The sequence below is a fragment of the Paenibacillus sp. FSL L8-0641 genome (assembly GCF_038006265.1).
In the GTDB taxonomy this organism is placed as follows: domain Bacteria; phylum Bacillota; class Bacilli; order Paenibacillales; family Paenibacillaceae; genus Paenibacillus; species Paenibacillus polymyxa_D.
Map to the genome: position 1 here is coordinate 2,458,015 of NZ_JBBOUW010000001.1, position 14,731 is coordinate 2,472,745.

Annotated in this window: 18 protein-coding genes; 13 read left to right on the forward strand and 5 right to left on the reverse strand. The window is 42.5% G+C overall.

The window, feature by feature from the left end:
* Positions 1-5: 5 nt before the first annotated feature.
* From MKY16_RS11235 to MKY16_RS11270, 8 genes are all read left to right on the forward strand, one after another.
* The gene (locus tag MKY16_RS11235) at positions 6-713 is read left to right on the forward strand and encodes a metal ABC transporter ATP-binding protein (protein ID WP_039273487.1); all 708 of its coding nucleotides are present in this window, start codon (positions 6-8) and stop codon (positions 711-713) included.
* Positions 659-1,507, forward strand: coding sequence for a metal ABC transporter permease (locus MKY16_RS11240; protein ID WP_165147216.1), 849 nt, complete (start codon positions 659-661; stop codon positions 1,505-1,507). Before MKY16_RS11235 ends, MKY16_RS11240 begins: the two co-directional genes overlap by 55 nt.
* Positions 1,508-1,561: 54 nt before the next feature.
* Positions 1,562-2,551, forward strand: a complete 990-nt coding sequence (locus tag MKY16_RS11245; RefSeq protein ID WP_029519164.1) for a metal ABC transporter substrate-binding protein — start codon at positions 1,562-1,564, stop codon at positions 2,549-2,551.
* Positions 2,552-2,883: 332 nt separating this feature from the next.
* A complete protein-coding gene (locus MKY16_RS11250) occupies positions 2,884-3,246 on the forward strand; it encodes a response regulator (RefSeq protein ID WP_029519165.1) in 363 nt (120 codons plus the stop codon).
* Positions 3,247-3,331: 85 nt separating this feature from the next.
* Positions 3,332-3,820: a hypothetical protein gene (locus MKY16_RS11255; RefSeq protein ID WP_029519166.1), complete on the forward strand. Its 489-nt coding sequence runs from the start codon at positions 3,332-3,334 to the stop codon at positions 3,818-3,820.
* Between the two features lie 104 nt (positions 3,821-3,924).
* Complete coding sequence (locus MKY16_RS11260; protein WP_013310131.1) at positions 3,925-4,119, forward strand: hypothetical protein; 195 nt, start codon at positions 3,925-3,927, stop codon at positions 4,117-4,119.
* A gap of 12 nt (positions 4,120-4,131) precedes the next feature.
* Positions 4,132-4,467 (forward strand): YolD-like family protein, encoded by a 336-nt coding sequence (locus tag MKY16_RS11265; RefSeq protein WP_029519167.1) that lies wholly within the window; start codon positions 4,132-4,134, stop codon positions 4,465-4,467.
* A 124-nt stretch (positions 4,468-4,591) separates the two neighbouring features.
* Positions 4,592-4,933, forward strand: a complete 342-nt coding sequence (locus MKY16_RS11270) for a cupin domain-containing protein (protein ID WP_069010190.1) — start codon at positions 4,592-4,594, stop codon at positions 4,931-4,933.
* A gap of 61 nt (positions 4,934-4,994) precedes the next feature.
* On the opposite strand, the gene MKY16_RS11275 is transcribed toward MKY16_RS11270, so the two are convergent.
* On the reverse strand, positions 4,995-5,864 hold the full coding sequence (locus MKY16_RS11275) for an aminoglycoside 6-adenylyltransferase (protein ID WP_165147213.1): 870 nt from the start codon (positions 5,862-5,864) through the stop codon (positions 4,995-4,997).
* A 402-nt stretch (positions 5,865-6,266) separates the two neighbouring features.
* On the opposite strand from MKY16_RS11275, the gene MKY16_RS11280 reads away from it, so the two are divergent.
* Positions 6,267-7,220 (forward strand): GNAT family N-acetyltransferase, encoded by a 954-nt coding sequence (locus MKY16_RS11280; RefSeq protein ID WP_340955342.1) that lies wholly within the window; start codon positions 6,267-6,269, stop codon positions 7,218-7,220.
* 42 nt (positions 7,221-7,262) lie between these two features.
* Complete coding sequence (locus tag MKY16_RS11285; protein ID WP_340955343.1) at positions 7,263-7,424, forward strand: hypothetical protein; 162 nt, start codon at positions 7,263-7,265, stop codon at positions 7,422-7,424.
* A gap of 42 nt (positions 7,425-7,466) precedes the next feature.
* Here MKY16_RS11285 and MKY16_RS11290 read toward each other — a convergent pair whose 3' ends face one another.
* The 4 genes from MKY16_RS11290 to MKY16_RS11305 all read right to left on the reverse strand — a co-directional run bounded on the left by MKY16_RS11290 (position 7,467) and on the right by MKY16_RS11305 (position 10,331).
* The gene (locus MKY16_RS11290) at positions 7,467-7,916 is read right to left on the reverse strand and encodes a DUF5301 domain-containing protein (protein WP_340955344.1); all 450 of its coding nucleotides are present in this window, start codon (positions 7,914-7,916) and stop codon (positions 7,467-7,469) included.
* Positions 7,917-7,953: 37 nt separating this feature from the next.
* Complete coding sequence (locus tag MKY16_RS11295) at positions 7,954-8,787, reverse strand: class I SAM-dependent methyltransferase (protein WP_340955345.1); 834 nt, start codon at positions 8,785-8,787, stop codon at positions 7,954-7,956.
* A gap of 154 nt (positions 8,788-8,941) precedes the next feature.
* Positions 8,942-9,823, reverse strand: a complete 882-nt coding sequence (gene hslO, locus MKY16_RS11300) for an Hsp33 family molecular chaperone HslO (RefSeq protein ID WP_039275256.1) — start codon at positions 9,821-9,823, stop codon at positions 8,942-8,944.
* A gap of 31 nt (positions 9,824-9,854) precedes the next feature.
* The gene (locus MKY16_RS11305; RefSeq protein WP_080658677.1) at positions 9,855-10,331 is read right to left on the reverse strand and encodes an Rrf2 family transcriptional regulator; all 477 of its coding nucleotides are present in this window, start codon (positions 10,329-10,331) and stop codon (positions 9,855-9,857) included.
* 244 nt (positions 10,332-10,575) lie between these two features.
* Between MKY16_RS11305 and MKY16_RS11310 the strand changes: the two genes are divergently transcribed.
* The 3 genes from MKY16_RS11310 to MKY16_RS11320 all read left to right on the forward strand — a co-directional run bounded on the left by MKY16_RS11310 (position 10,576) and on the right by MKY16_RS11320 (position 14,542).
* Complete coding sequence (locus MKY16_RS11310; protein ID WP_029519174.1) at positions 10,576-11,589, forward strand: LLM class flavin-dependent oxidoreductase; 1,014 nt, start codon at positions 10,576-10,578, stop codon at positions 11,587-11,589.
* Between the two features lie 1,005 nt (positions 11,590-12,594).
* Positions 12,595-13,671: a glycosyltransferase gene (locus MKY16_RS11315; RefSeq protein ID WP_340955347.1), complete on the forward strand. Its 1,077-nt coding sequence runs from the start codon at positions 12,595-12,597 to the stop codon at positions 13,669-13,671.
* 517 nt (positions 13,672-14,188) lie between these two features.
* On the forward strand, positions 14,189-14,542 hold the full coding sequence (locus MKY16_RS11320; protein ID WP_029519178.1) for a hypothetical protein: 354 nt from the start codon (positions 14,189-14,191) through the stop codon (positions 14,540-14,542).
* Positions 14,543-14,731 lie beyond the last annotated feature (189 nt).

Here is a 14,731-nt window from a genome sequence, read left to right on the forward strand (position 1 = left end):
GCGTCATGTTATTGGCCTCATTGGAACAGGTCACATTTGGCTACGGAGATGTTCCTAACTTGGTGGATGCCAATGTTGAAATTTTTTCGGGAGAATTTGTAGCCATTACCGGACCGAATGGTGCTTCCAAGTCAACCATGCTCAAACTGTTGCTCGGCTTGCTTCAGCCTTGGAAGGGCAAGGTGTTCATGTCTAATCGTACAGGTGAAGGCAAAAAGCTCGTTGTTGGATTTGTATCCCAACAAATTGCCGCCTTCAATGGCGGATTTCCAAGTACGATTTTGGAATTTGTCCGTTCAGGAAGATATACTCATGGCTCTTGGTTACGCCGTATGCGGTCTGAGGATCATGATCTGACGGAGCAGGCGCTACGTCAGGTAGGCATGTGGGATTTGCGTCACCGTAAAATCGGCGAATTGTCCGGTGGACAGAAGCAGCGTATTTGTGTGGCAAGAGCGCTCGCTCAGGAATCGGATTTGCTCATTTTGGATGAGCCTACGACCGGAATGGATCAGGAAAGCCGCTACCACTTCTACGATCTGATGAATCAACAGGTTAAGGAATATGGAAGAACCGTGGTCATGGTGACCCATGGACTATCGGAAGTGCAACATTATCTGGATCGAATTATTGAGCTTGAGAGGAAGGAAGATGGCGGATGGAAATGCTGCACTACGACTTCATGCAGCGGGCATTTTGTGCCGGTGGGGTAATTGCACTGCTGGCCTCGGTGCTTGGAGTATACCTGATGCTACGGCGTCAGGCTCTCATGGCGGACATGCTATCGCATGTATCGCTGGCAGGGGTGGCAGCAGGTGCCTATTTAGGTATTAACCCGACGATAACCGGATTTATTGTTGCCGTAATCGGCGCGATTATCGTTGAGTACGTCCGCAGGTCTTATAAAACATATAGTGAGATATCTGTGGCTATTATTATGGTAGGTGGCCTCTCGACGGCCGTTATTTTAATGAATCTGAATCAGAGCATCAACAAAGGATTTTCCGCTTATTTATTTGGTTCGGTAGTAGCTGTCAATCAGACAGAGCTGATGTTGATGATCGTTGTGGCTGTCATCGGAGGTATTTTCTTTTTCGTGTTTCGGCGCCCTTTGTATCAGATTACTTTTGATGAAGAAACGGCGAAGACCAACGGTCTTCCTGTCAAGTCCATCTCATTTGCATTTAGTATTTTAACAGGGATGATTGTAGCTGCTGCAATGCCGATTGTCGGTGTGCTGCTTGTCTCCTCACTCATCGTGCTCCCTGCAGCGCTGGCGATTCGAATTGCACCGAGCTTCGTGGCAGCCATCTGGATATCTATGGTCACTGCATTGATCGGCGTATTTATGGGTTTAACGGCATCGTATGAACTTAGTACACCCCCAGGGGGGACAATTGCCATGGTGCTGTTATTATTCCTGATTGTAGGAGCTGGTATACAAAAGCTGGTCCGCAAGCTGGGCAAGCAACAGGCTTCGCGACGGCAGAATGCGGCAGGTCAGTGAGTGTAATTACAGTGAGAATAACTAAAAAATCTAATGGATAAAGGAGTAATGAATATGAATACATGGTTCAAAAAATCATTTGTATTGTCTGCGGGACTAGCACTTATTTTGTCTGGCTGCGGAGCCAAATCTGATAATACAGCTACAAACGCTTCCCAAACCGAGCCGAATGCGGCACAAACAGCAGACAAGCTGAATGTGGTCACCACTTTTTATCCAATGTATGAATTTACCAAGCAAGTTGCTGGAGACCATGCTAACGTAACCGCGTTGATTCCAGCTGGTGCCGAGCCGCATGACTGGGAACCGAGCGCCAAAGATATGGCACAGGTAAAGGATGCTGACGTGTTTGTTTATAACGGTATCGTCGAAGGCTGGGCAGAACAGGCTTTGAGTAGCGCGTCCAACGATAAGCGTGTTGTAGTTGAAGCGAGCAAAGGGTTAAACCTGATGGAAGGCACCGCTGAGGAGGAAGAAGGAGAAGAAGCACATGCAGAGGAAGGCCATGATCACGATCATGTGATGGACCCTCATGTATGGCTTAATCCAGTCTTGGCCCAAAAAGAAGTGGAGTCCATTGAAGCAGGGCTTGTAGCAGCCGATCCAGCAAACAAAGCTGATTATGAGAAAAACGCTGATGCTTATATCGCCAAGCTGAAAGAGCTGGATACCGAGTTCAAAACAGGTCTGAAAGATGTAAAACGTAAAGACTTTATTACGCAGCATGCTGCTTTTGGTTATTTAGCTAAGCAATATGGTCTGACCCAAGTACCCATTGCCGGATTATCTCCAGAGCAAGAGCCTACACCGGACAAGCTGGCGGGTATTATCAAATTCGCTAAAGAAAATAATGTTAAAACGATTTTCTTCGAAACTCTTGTTGATCCGAAGGTCGCTGAGACCGTAGCTACTGAAATCGGTTCAAAAACCGATGTACTGAATCCGCTCGAAGGATTGACGGATGAAGACAAACAGAAGAACCTGGATTACCTTGGTGTGATGAAAAACAATCTGGAGGCTTTGAAAAAAGCTCTGAATGAATAAGAAATGCTAAACGAATAAGTTTATAAACTGACGTCGGAATGATACCGACGTCAGTTTTTTTATAACTATCCAAGAAGATTGTGCTTTTATGGCTAGTGCTCAAGATACAGTAGATATATAGTCCTTTGTAATTTGCTTTTCAGAAATGATTTACGTCATTGTGAAACGTTTTTTTGAAAACTAATTCTGTAGTAGCTAGTTTCAAATTTCTTTTATAATTCATTGGTAGCGTTTTTATTTTTACAGATTCTTTCTATTAATTTTACCAGTTTTTTCACCGATATTGAAGTTTGGGCGTGCATATCATTTGACAACGGATTGGAGAGATTAATTTGGCAGCAGTTATAGTAGTGGATGATTCTTTGTTTATGCGTTCTGTACTTAAAGATATTCTTTTGGATTTAGGTCACGCTGTTATTGCGGAAGCAGAAAACGGGTATGATGCTGTTTTGAAATACGCACACTTTCGTCCCGATTTAATCACCATGGATATTAATATGCCTAAGATGGACGGGCTTGAGGCTGTTAAAAAGATCATAGAACTTGATCCCCAAGCCAACATTTTGATGTGTTCTGCTTTGGGGCAGCAGGAAGCGATTATAAAAGCATTTCAGGCAGGTGCAAAAGACTTTATTGTTAAGCCATTTGAGATGGAAAGGGTCGTGAATGCAGTCACAAAATTGCTTGATAGTTAATGAATCAAGATTTTTAATACATAATTATTGAACATGTAGAAGCAGGAATTCCATGCTTATTTTCACGAATATGGAGATGAATAGAATGAGCAATCGAGTGTTGTCTCAAAAAGTATTTATAGACGAACTGATCGCTACGATCAAGAAAGGAGGGCTTGTCCCTGTAAATTATGAACAACTCGTCAGCGAACAAAGAGAAAGAATGGATGCTCTTAACAATGAACTCACCCTTCGAATTGAGGGATTAGAGACAGATTTGATCTCTGCTTCGACATATTCCATTCCTTTTGCCAATGGCGAAATTATGTTTCTTGCTCGCTATATTGTACTCATTGGGGATCATACCGAGGGATACTTTGTGTTCTATCGAGCAGAAGACTGTGAAAGCCCAGAGGAATATCAGTTTTTAACAAGCTCTTATCAACTTCCCCATTTATTACTTGAATTATCTCTTTCTTTAAAAGAACATGGTACTAATGAGCCGCTTGATATTCTCACTTATTGGAATGGCCCTGTCCATCCTCTGAAAGATTTGAATAAAGAAGATATTAAGCTATCCACTTATGAATTTTAATTCCCTTGAGAGAGTCAAATCCCTCAGGGGATTTTTTTACATTGATAATCAAACGCATGTTCGCATATAATACAAACAAACGTTCTGATAAGGAGTGAAGGATCATGTTGGAAAAATACGTGGGGCAGATCGTGGAAATCGTGTATTTGGATCGGAAGGGCAAACTGTCTCATCGGCGTATCGAGGTGCATCGTGTGCAGAATGGCTTGATACGAGCCACCTGTTTACAGACAGGCCAGCCACGTGTTTTTCGATTAGATCATGTATTGGCATGGCATCCGGTAACCAGAACAGCATAGGAGGGGCTTACGATGGGGAAAAAGCTTGAAGGAAATGGCATATGGGAAAGCTCGCGCATGATTTTGCCTGAGCATCGGGAGGCATATTTAAGACTGATGAAGGAGCAAGGTAGGCGCGGCAAACCGACACTGGACGATCAGGAAATGCAGCAGATTGAACAGGCCATCATCGTATCCTATAACGAACGTAAGCCTATTACGCTAAAAGTGTTCAATCCATTTGATGATGAGGAGCTGCGTGGACTGGTCACGGTGATTAACACAAGTCGGCGAGAAGTGAAGCTGTCCCGTGGGGAAGAGGATTTTAGCTGGATTAAGTTGGAGGAAATTATCGAGGCGGATATATAAAAAACAGTCTGACTAAGTCGGAGTGCTTTTTACATTTGTCCCGCCGTTTTTTTAAAAATAAGATTGTAGCTCTATGAATTCATATTTAAAATAAAACTGTAATTGCAAAAAGGAGGAGTTCAATATGAAAATAAGTAAAAATAATGCTGAACATTATATATGGGGAGATCAATGTGATGGTTGGCGCTTAGTGAAAAATAAGGATTTGAGTATTATTCATGAGCGGATGCCCGGAAATACTCATGAGGTCAGACATTATCATCATCATGCACGCCAATTTTTCTTTATTTTATCAGGTACAGCGGTACTTGAAGTGGATGGTGAACAAATCCAATTAGGATCTCAGGAAGGGTGTGAGGTTCCTCCTATGGTACCTCATCAAATGTTTAATGAAACGAATGAGGATGTTGAATTTTTGGTTATCTCTCAGCCTGCGAGCAGAGGTGACCGGGTTCTGACCGAATAACTTAGAGTATAAAAATAAAACCAGCCTAGCACATATAAATTAAGTGCCGACTGGTTTTTTATCAATAAATGTCCTTAGCATCTGCTGGGAGAGCTTTTACGCGATGGAGATAGTTCGTAACACGTTGATCGTCCAGAGTCGGATATTCGTAACCATAATGGTTCGCTACTTCCAAGGCAACTTCTCTAAATAAATTTCCCATGATCAAAAGAGACTGCCACATATGTTCATAATCTGCATCCGCAAACGTTTGGATGTAGAGCGTCCAAAGTTCAGGCTCAAGATGGTTCTCGAAATATTTTCCCTGTTTACCCGGATCTGCAGTGAAGTCTGTTCGTATACCAATATGCCATTCCAGCATCAAGTGAAGCGCATCCCTTACAGGCCGATCTAGCATAAATTTGGCATAGGGCAGCTCCTGTCGCCATAATCCTTTAGCTACATAAGTACTGACCCACCAGAACTCGTTGCAGGAATTCGCATAGACTTGGGCAGTTGGAGGTATCGTCTTATAATCTTGAAGACTTGGCGGTAGGAAAGGCTCCACCAGTCCATCTTTATCCAGCAGCAGTACACTTAAGCTGTCTCGGGTCCAATTGGCGATGTTATTCGCAGGGTAGAGTGTAAGATCTATGCGATTGCCGTCCGTAAATAACATGAGAAAAACAAAGCGATCATGGGGCGTCGAAGTAGGTTCCATATGCTCATCGGGCGTCTGCATAATGATCAATTCACCAAAATGGTTGATCCAGCGACGTTCCTGAATAAAGCTGTCCATGGAAGATACGAGAAAGACGATATCAAAATCCTGAAAAACGTCTCGTGGAGCATGTGGATTAGCGCGTGAACCATTCATAATCACGGCACGCACCCGTTCGTCCTCTTGAGAAAATTGGAGAATGGTATGCAGCATCTCTTGTTCACTTCTCACTATAGTTGTCTCCACAAGCGGTATCGAAAGGAAAAAAACGTAGATAAGACAGCAGTAGAAATAATGGCCACCAGTTCAATGATCATCAAGAAAAACGACCTCCTGTAGTTCAGTTTATCTGGAAAAAGTCTCCTGTACTTACAATAGCCTATACACAGAAGCTATTCAACAGTGCAGCCGAGGCCATCTTTATTACCAAAAGTACACTTGACCGAATTGTATGTGTTATCCATAATGAAGCGGAGGCATCAAGTACAGACCATCTTAGAGCCTAATCCTCTAATACGTTTAAAGGAGTGATGATGTTTGAATACGAACAAACAAATCAAAAAGCTTATGAGAGGTTTATGTCTTTAGATGAATAAGAATCTCTCATAGGCTTATGGGAGGCAAAACAGACAAATGTGTGCTCATCACATGATTCAAGGAATGGAACTCGCGGAATCTTATTTTTATAAGGCATTCGGTCTTTTTGATACAATGAAGCATCACATATCGATTCAAGGTGTCATTAGCGGCATCATACCGGGTAGAATTTTTTTATCTAATGATGGGAATACCGCTGTATTGAGCAACCCCCAAGGCATTTTTCTGGGAGGAAGTCCGGACAATAAAGCCTTCTTTAAAGAAATCAACATGTTGCTTCAAGAAATCCTATTACCTCAACTTGCATTTAAAGGAAAATTAGACTATGTGCTATATTACCCGGCAGATGAGAAGTGGGAAGCTGCTCTTGAAACCGTGATGAAGGATGTACGGCCTATGAAGAGTGGCCGAATGACGTTTACTCAGCATTTAGACGGTATAGCTAGCCCGCTTGGGGAGGATATCGTAGCAATAGATCGTGAACTATTAAAGCAGCGGCATCTGGCGGGTCTTGAGGATATCATTCATGAGATCCTGGACGGTTGGCCCTCTCAAGCCGCTTATGAAAAAAATGGATTTGGATGCGCTGCCATTCAACATACGGAGGAAGGCCCGGCCATTGTCAGCTGGTGCTTGACCGATTGGGTCGTGGGTCAAGAGTGTGAGTTAGGCATTCAAACTGTTGCGAGCTATCAGAAAAAAGGATGGGCCCGAAAGGTAGATCTCGGTGCGCTTTCTCTGGCCAAACAACGGGGGATCGACAGCGTCGGCTGGCAGTGCTGGTCCGATAATATAGCTTCTCAAAGAACAGCCTTATCTGTAGGGTTTACAGTGCTTGCGGATTTTCCGGTTCTGTTTGGATGGAATCTTCCCTTAAACAATCTTCTGGTGAACGGGAACTATTATATGCATGGCAATATAGAATATGGTGTAGCACCTGATTACGCCCGCTCAGCCTGGAGTTACGCACAAGCACTTGATCAAGGCTGAGATTGGAGTGGAGATGCGGGGCTATATTGGAATGCCGCCTGCATGTTTTATTTGACGGGTGAACAAAAACGCGCACGACATTATTATCAGAAGGCAATCGAGAAGGGATGGATCGACATCCATCAGCCACATTATCATGATTTTATTTATAAGGAAGCAAACAGCGAGCAGATTGCTCGTACTCTTGCTGAATCGATTGAATAAAAGGATAGAATGCAATAGAGGAAGGCCGCCATATCTGGTGGCCTATTTGAATAGTTTACGAATGGGCTCTACATCATAATCACTCGTAATTTTATAGGAAGTAACTTTATTTTTCGTTTTGGTTTCATCATATATTTCTATATAGTTTTGGTCATACAGTGTTATGCCAAATAAGTCCCTTTCGTTTTCGTGATCTACGAAAATACTGAGCATGTATACAGAATTAAGACCTTTATCTAATACACTGGATTTTCTTAATTTCATTTCAGCAAGAGCATTGAGGATACTTTGAATTTCCTTCTTGTCTTTTACCAATTGGTCTGTATAGTCTGGCGATTTACTAATGAGAATAGTATTAATCTTGGCTGTATCCATGCGATCCAAAACGACTTTTCTAAAAGAGGTATCCAGATTTACGATATAAACCATTCCGATTATAGCTGCGATCAGAATGATTGCAGACTTAACGATGTAACGATTACGTCTTCTCATAGGCTATATCTCTCCATAGTTGTAGAGTTGATGAGCTTCAAGGCTTGATACCGACTGCAAGCATATGCGGGCTCATACCGATCACGGATTCCTGCTCTTCAACCTGCCGTGCTATATCCAGCAAACGACTGCGATGGAAGGGAATCACCCATTTTTCTTCAAATCCGGGTGCAATCCAGACGGGGCCTTCCACACCCAAAACACGAGGCTCCTGCAATCCAGCCGTCTGCCAGTCTGCACGCAAGGCATCCGGTGTATGAAAGTAGGACCGTGTGATAAAGGAGGGATAGGCCGCCGGTCGTACATGCTGACCATCTGTCAGCTCCTGTCTAACCATATTCATGAACTCATCTTCCTCCACAATGGTATTGCGCTCGTCGTACACCGATAGTCCCCACAGTAGCGAGCCAAACCTGGAAATAGCTGAAGTAATCAGCGTTCCGCCCTTCTTTAAGACACGCGCCGCTTCTTGTAGTGCTTTTACTCGTTCCTTCTGTTCCGTTAAATGATATAAAGGTCCCATCAATAGCACGATGTCCGCGCTTTCATCTTTACGATCAAGATTTCTGGCATCTGCGGTTTCCAGCTTACTGATGATGGGGTTATTCAGTTGCTGCTGACGAGCGAGTTCAATGGCTTGGGAAGATAGATCAAATAGATGAACTTCGTATCCCAGCTCCGCCAGCCACGAAGAATAGACCCCTACACCGCCGCCGATATCGTAAATAACATGAGTAGACTCGCTGAGATAACGTGAAATGATTTCTTTTGATCTTTCCAGTTCTATTTTTCCTATGCCTCGCTCTAACCTGCCTATTTCTGCACCGCCATCATAATAAGCCAGAATTTCATGCGTATCATTTTCAAACATAGCGCACCTCATCTCAGGTGATTGGAATAATATAACATTATCACTTACATCATGAACAAGTCTACCGTATTTAGGACAAAGAAATCGTCGGAAGCATTGGGAAAGAAAAAGCTGTTCCCCAGTAGCTAGACCTACTTTTTGGGAACAGCCCATATTAAATAATGTTTGTTTCCAGCATCCCTTCGAGATCTTCTTTGGTGAGATGGTAGTGTGCATTACAAAAGTGGCAATGAGCTTCAGCTTGTCCATCGGTATGGATCATATCTTCTATTTCCTTATTCCCTAAGCTGATAATGGCATTGGTAACACGCTCTTCTGAGCAGGGACAATGAAATTGTACAGGCATGGTTTCCAGTATGTTCAGGTTGCTTTCTCCCAAAATCTGACCCAGAATCTGCTCCGGCGTAAGACCTTCCATGACCATTGCGGAGATGCTTGGAATGCTCTCAATGCGTCTCTCGATAAAACTGATAACTTCCTCCTGCGTATCTGGCATCAGCTGAATAATGAAACCTCCAGCCGCCTGAATAGAGTTATCCGGGTTAACAATAACTCCCGCTCCTACAGAAGAAGGGATTTGTTCGGATTGGACGAGATAAGATGTGAAATCCTCGCCCAACTCACCCGATATGAGAGGGACTTGTCCAACAAACGGGTGTTTTAAGCCGATATCTTTGGATACAATGAGCGCTCCATCTGTTCCTACAGCTCTGGCGACATCTAATTTCCCTATCTGATTAAGCTCGAAATGGGTTTGTGGATTTTTTACATAACCCCTAACTTCACCTTTGGAGTTGGTATCGACAAGAATAGTGCCGATAGGTCCGCCACCGTTGATTCTGATCGTCAGTTTATCCTCATCTTTAAGCATGGCTCCCAGCATGACGCCGACCGTCATAGAACGTCCCAATGCAGCCGATGCTGTGGGCCAGGTATAATGACGCCGTTGGGCTTCACTTACCGTTTCCGTTGTTCTCACGGCATAAGCCCGTACCTGATTATTGTAGGCAAGAGCTTTTACTAAGTAATCGTTCATGTTCATGTTCCTCTCTGATAATTAGTGTTCTTTACAAGACCATTTTTTCCTGAATCCAGTTTTCCAAAGAAGTAATTTTGGCATCATATCCTTCTTTAAAAAAGTCAGCGGATAGTGACGCGATGGTTTCCCTTTTCAGAACGGCCTTCCAGGAGGCTTCCGCTTCTTCCATCAAATTTGTCAGTAAACAACACTGATCGTCTTTCTTTAATTCAAGCATTTCGTTGTATATACCACTGGAAGAATAAAGGGTTTGTTGTCCCTCAATCGCCAGGTAAATATCAAATACCCGTATATCCTCAGGTTTTTTCTTTAATTTGAACCCGCCCTTGACACCAGGTACAGAAGTAATCAAATCGGAGCTAACCAATTTTCGTAACAGTTTATGAAAATAAGTAGGTGAAGCACCTAACTGCTGGCTAATGGCCTCCCCAGGTAAAACAGCTTTGTCCGGCAGCATCGTGAGTAGAAGAAGAGCGTAGACAGATTGTTCGACACCTGTTTTCATATGCACTAGCAATCACCTCAATATTTATAACCAGGCTAATGTGGATAACCATTATCCACATATTTGCATAATAGATGAGCTTATCATAAAAGTAAACTGATTTTTGATAAAAACTAAAAATTTAAATCATTTGCAATTCATAACGGGACACATTATTATAATTGACGTATCAATTGATAGGTCAAATAATTAAGGCGTTGAGGGAAATACGTATAATAATATTTTGACAGGGGGTTTATATATAATGACTACGCGGAACGTTGCACTATCTATATTAGATCTTGCACCTGTCATTGAAGGCGGCACTCCTGCCGATTCCTTCCGCGACACGGTGGATCTTGCCCAGCATGCAGAACAATGGGGGTACCATCGGTACTGGCTAACGGAGCATCATAACATGCAGGCAGTTGCTAGTGCAGCTACGTCCGTGATCATCGGGCATGTAGCTGCACATACAAACAAGATTCGGGTCGGTTCAGGCGGTATTATGCTGGCGAACCATGCTCCACTCATGATTGCGGAGCAGTTTGGAACATTAGAGTCGCTCTATCCGGGACGAATTGATCTGGGACTTGGCCGTGCTCCAGGCACGGATCAGCCCGCGATGAGGGCACTGCGGCGAGGGCTTCATAGTACTGGGGAAGATTTCCCCGAGCAATTGAATGAGCTGCGTTCTTACCTGAATCCAGCGCTAAGCGGAGCAGTTCCGGGAGTAAGAGCGGTTCCTGGAGAAGGGCTGGACATTCCCATCTGGTTACTGGGATCAAGCGGATTCAGCGCACAGCTGGCAGGTCAGCTTGGGTTGCCGTTCGCGTTCGCCAGCCACTTTGCCCCGGCTCATTTGCTACAGGCTTTAGAGTTGTATCATCGCAATTTTCGACCATCTAAAGCACTGGATAAGCCCTATGTGATGGTCGGTGTTAATGTGCTTGTTGCAGATTCTGATGAGGAAGCGAAAAGGCTCTTTACATCACAAGAACAACAGTTTCTAAATGTGCTGCGCGGGCACAGCGGAGGACTGAAGCCACCAGTTGATGACATGGAGAAACTCTGGAGTGAGCAGGAAAAGGAGGCGGTTCGTGGTAATATGCTGGGGTATTCAGCCATTGGCAGTCCTGACACCGTCAAGCAAAAGATAGATTGGATTATAGACCAGACTAGAGCCAATGAGCTGATTACAACCTCTCAGGTATATGACCATCAAGCGCGCCTGCGCTCGTATGAGCTGCTAGCCAAAGTAATGCGAACAGACGATTAGTTGGTCAAACCATAAGGCCGTGCTGAAAAAGGTTCTCATAACCTGATCTGGCATGGCCTTATTATATTTTAAAGCTTATATTTACGAATCAAATAGGTTGGGGTCCAGCTCTACGCGTGACAGTAGCTGTTGATTAGATAGCTGCCGTAGGGTGAAAAGGCTTTGTTATGGGGATCGTACAACTCTCAGAACGTGTCCGCTCCATTCTGATGGGAGGCATACTGCTTTACCTGCAGGGATGTTATAAAGCCACCCTTCAAAAACCAGTGAGAAGACGATTTGGAAAACTGCGGGACTAGGTAAGCTAAAAGACTTAGAAATCCCCACAATTTGTAAGAATTTCTCCATTTGGAGGGTTGCGAAAATGTTGGAAAAGCGAGTCTATTCAGACATGGAATGTTGTTGTAACATAAAGTTACGCACCTTTCTTGTTGGCATGGTTGATTTGACACTTCCATGATACCAAACAAGTAAGGTGTTTTTTGTCAATACGGAAAAATTTATTCGATTTTTCCTAACTCACTCAAGGGGGTAGGCTGATTTTCTAGGTGCAAAGTTGAGTTAATAATTTGTTAGATATGATTGTTTGTTTACCCACAAAATTTAGACATTTATTCAGTCAATCGGTCCGATCAAACCTCAACCTAATCAGCGGATATGACGGTGCTTGGAATTCGTGTATTCGCAGCCGTTGTTCATCACAAAAAATTATTGTTCAAAAGTTTGGTGGGATGAATTGAGCTAAAGAATTATATGATGAATATGAATGGTGAGAGTGGCGGCCGGAAGTCCAAACACTCCCAGCCTGACGAACCCGCCGTTCCTGCCACAGGATCACCTGCTTGCGAACCAGCGGAAGCCTTACAAATTTAAGAAGCTTTTCTAACCGTAGGAATGATTCAGCTATCCTGTACTAGAACATCGGCCATTGTAGCCACATATGTATACGGGAAACGCCTGTGGTGTACAGCTTTAGGGAGCAGCAACTTAAGAAAGGGTGAAAGTATGGAAATATTTAGTCAGCAAATTCAATCGCATACTAACCGGCGTCTTGCAGTAATTGATACGAAGTTTCCATGGAAGCTAAGTGGTTTTCGATATTGGGAGAACTTTAATATATTCGAGCAAAGGCCTGATACTTTGTTCTTTGCAACTGAACCTAATGATGATTATTTTCCTTCTAAAGTTTATCCTTTTTCTGATTTTATGAAAGTTGCAGTGTCTGAGGGGGTTACAGATGTATATTGTGTTTTCTTAAATTTAACACTTAGTTTGCTTGGGCATGGCTTTCTTCCGGATGGAAGTTATTTGCCAGGAGCAAATCCTAATCTAAATATTAAGCCATTCTTAGATGACCGAAATATTAATCTTCATGCTACCTTGTACCCTGGTGGCGGACTGGATCCATGGACAAAAAAAGAGTTTCTTTCCATTGCAGGACAGCATTGTTCGACCGTATTTACAAACATCAATGAAGTTATGGAATCGATTGTTGGAAGTATTTATTATCCCGTTGTGATTAATACCGACTTATATACATTCAAACAGAAGAAAGTTGAAATGCCTATACAGTTAACATTCTGTGCTTTTAATGCCATTAGAAAAGGTTTCCCCATTATGGCAGATGCATTTAATCGACTTACGGATGATTTTCATCTTAATCTAATTGGTGATTGGGAAGATCAATTACTTCTATTGAAAAATAAGAATTATACATTCTATGGCCTACTTTCCCCTGAAGAGTTAAAGTCAGTGTACGAAAGAACTCATATATTTCTAAATTGCAGTGTTCCGGATCGATTTGCTTTAGATGGTTTTCCAACTACGGCTGCCGTTGATGCGATATCGACAGGATGTGTACTTGTTACGACAAACCCCCGAAATGATAGATTTATTCTTGAGGAAGGAAAGGATTATTTTGAAGTTGAACCTAACGGGTACGCAATTTCTGAGAGGTTGTTTTGGATCCAGGATCACTTTGAAGAAGCGTTGATTGTTGGAAAAAATGGTTCTAATAAGATAAAAAGTAAATTTAATGCTAGTCAAATAGTGAAATCAAAGCTTGCTAACATATTTAACTAATTTATAAATATTTGGGTTTTGACTATATTAACTCACGGTTTTCAGCTTTGAAGCAAGAGCTGCGAGAAGGGGATACCGCAAATCGATGGGGGTTTCATTATTTATGGAATGAGAAACAAAAGCAGGAACGATTTGAGGATTTAAAAAACAAATCTGTAAGAGTGTTGTAGCATGACGCAAGTGGTATTTGTAACAAGGATGAGGGCACCCCTTTCTCTTAGGGTGCTTTTTTTATGGTTTGGAATGATATAGGAAGGGGCAAATCTTTCATTTCCTTTCCTTGAGAGAGAATTAGGAGATTTCCAAAACTTGAGAACAACGAGTAGATTGAGGCTCGATCGGACCGAATGACAGAATAAATAATATCTTATTTTTTAATGGGTAAACAAACAATCATATCTAACAAATTATTAATATAATACATGGGAACTCCAGGTTCCTTTTCTATTTTCGTCCTAGTATTTTACTTGATTGCATGGAGTTATTGTTAATAACCAGTAAAGGAGGCGTTAACTTAATGGCAATATTAACAACTGGTCCTATTGAGAACAGTCCTGTTGGTGGGGTCAGGCCGATCCAACAGGTCACTGTTAAAATGGTAAACCGTGACTTAGTCAATTCTTCAACAATATTAATTCAGGGATTCATTTTAAATGGTTTACGAACATTACATGTACTAGAACAAATAGCTTTAGCCCCCAATGCAGTTGTTACGAGAAATTATCTAGCGAACTTCGACGCATATGAATTCGTTTTTACCACAAGCGGTTTGGCAGAAGAAAGTACTGATATTTCTGTTTGGGGAAAAAACGGGAGTGGTACAATCATTGGTGCTCAGCGTATTGTTGCGGATGAGCAGTTAGAGTCTTAAAACTCAACAAATGTATAGAGGTAAAGCCACAATCATATCACATGTTTTAGAAATAAAATAGAGGGAACATGATCTTGAGATAGACCTCATTGTTTACAAGAAAAGCTTGCTTTTACTAGAAAGGAGGGAATATCTAAATGGCAGTATTATCTACTGGACCCATTGCAAACGATCCTGTTCTAGGAGTCA

Excerpts from the sequence above, each read along its gene's own strand:
- MKY16_RS11235 (WP_039273487.1), top strand. The coding sequence starts at position 6 with ATGTTATTGGCCTCATTGGAACAGGTCACATTTGGCTACGGAGATGTT.
- MKY16_RS11240 (WP_165147216.1), top strand. The coding sequence starts at position 659 with ATGGAAATGCTGCACTACGACTTCATGCAGCGGGCATTTTGTGCCGGT.
- MKY16_RS11245 (WP_029519164.1), top strand. The coding sequence starts at position 1,562 with ATGAATACATGGTTCAAAAAATCATTTGTATTGTCTGCGGGACTAGCA.
- MKY16_RS11255 (WP_029519166.1), top strand. The coding sequence starts at position 3,332 with ATGAGCAATCGAGTGTTGTCTCAAAAAGTATTTATAGACGAACTGATC.
- MKY16_RS11260 (WP_013310131.1), top strand. The coding sequence starts at position 3,925 with ATGTTGGAAAAATACGTGGGGCAGATCGTGGAAATCGTGTATTTGGAT.
- MKY16_RS11265 (WP_029519167.1), top strand. The coding sequence starts at position 4,132 with ATGGGGAAAAAGCTTGAAGGAAATGGCATATGGGAAAGCTCGCGCATG.
- MKY16_RS11270 (WP_069010190.1), top strand. The coding sequence starts at position 4,592 with ATGAAAATAAGTAAAAATAATGCTGAACATTATATATGGGGAGATCAA.
- MKY16_RS11280 (WP_340955342.1), top strand. The coding sequence starts at position 6,267 with ATGTGTGCTCATCACATGATTCAAGGAATGGAACTCGCGGAATCTTAT.
- MKY16_RS11285 (WP_340955343.1), top strand. The coding sequence starts at position 7,263 with ATGTTTTATTTGACGGGTGAACAAAAACGCGCACGACATTATTATCAG.
- MKY16_RS11290 (WP_340955344.1), bottom strand. The coding sequence starts at position 7,916 with ATGAGAAGACGTAATCGTTACATCGTTAAGTCTGCAATCATTCTGATC.
- MKY16_RS11295 (WP_340955345.1), bottom strand. The coding sequence starts at position 8,787 with ATGTTTGAAAATGATACGCATGAAATTCTGGCTTATTATGATGGCGGT.
- hslO (WP_039275256.1), bottom strand. The coding sequence starts at position 9,823 with ATGAACGATTACTTAGTAAAAGCTCTTGCCTACAATAATCAGGTACGG.
- MKY16_RS11305 (WP_080658677.1), bottom strand. The coding sequence starts at position 10,331 with ATGAAAACAGGTGTCGAACAATCTGTCTACGCTCTTCTTCTACTCACG.
- MKY16_RS11310 (WP_029519174.1), top strand. The coding sequence starts at position 10,576 with ATGACTACGCGGAACGTTGCACTATCTATATTAGATCTTGCACCTGTC.
- MKY16_RS11315 (WP_340955347.1), top strand. The coding sequence starts at position 12,595 with ATGGAAATATTTAGTCAGCAAATTCAATCGCATACTAACCGGCGTCTT.
- MKY16_RS11320 (WP_029519178.1), top strand. The coding sequence starts at position 14,189 with ATGGCAATATTAACAACTGGTCCTATTGAGAACAGTCCTGTTGGTGGG.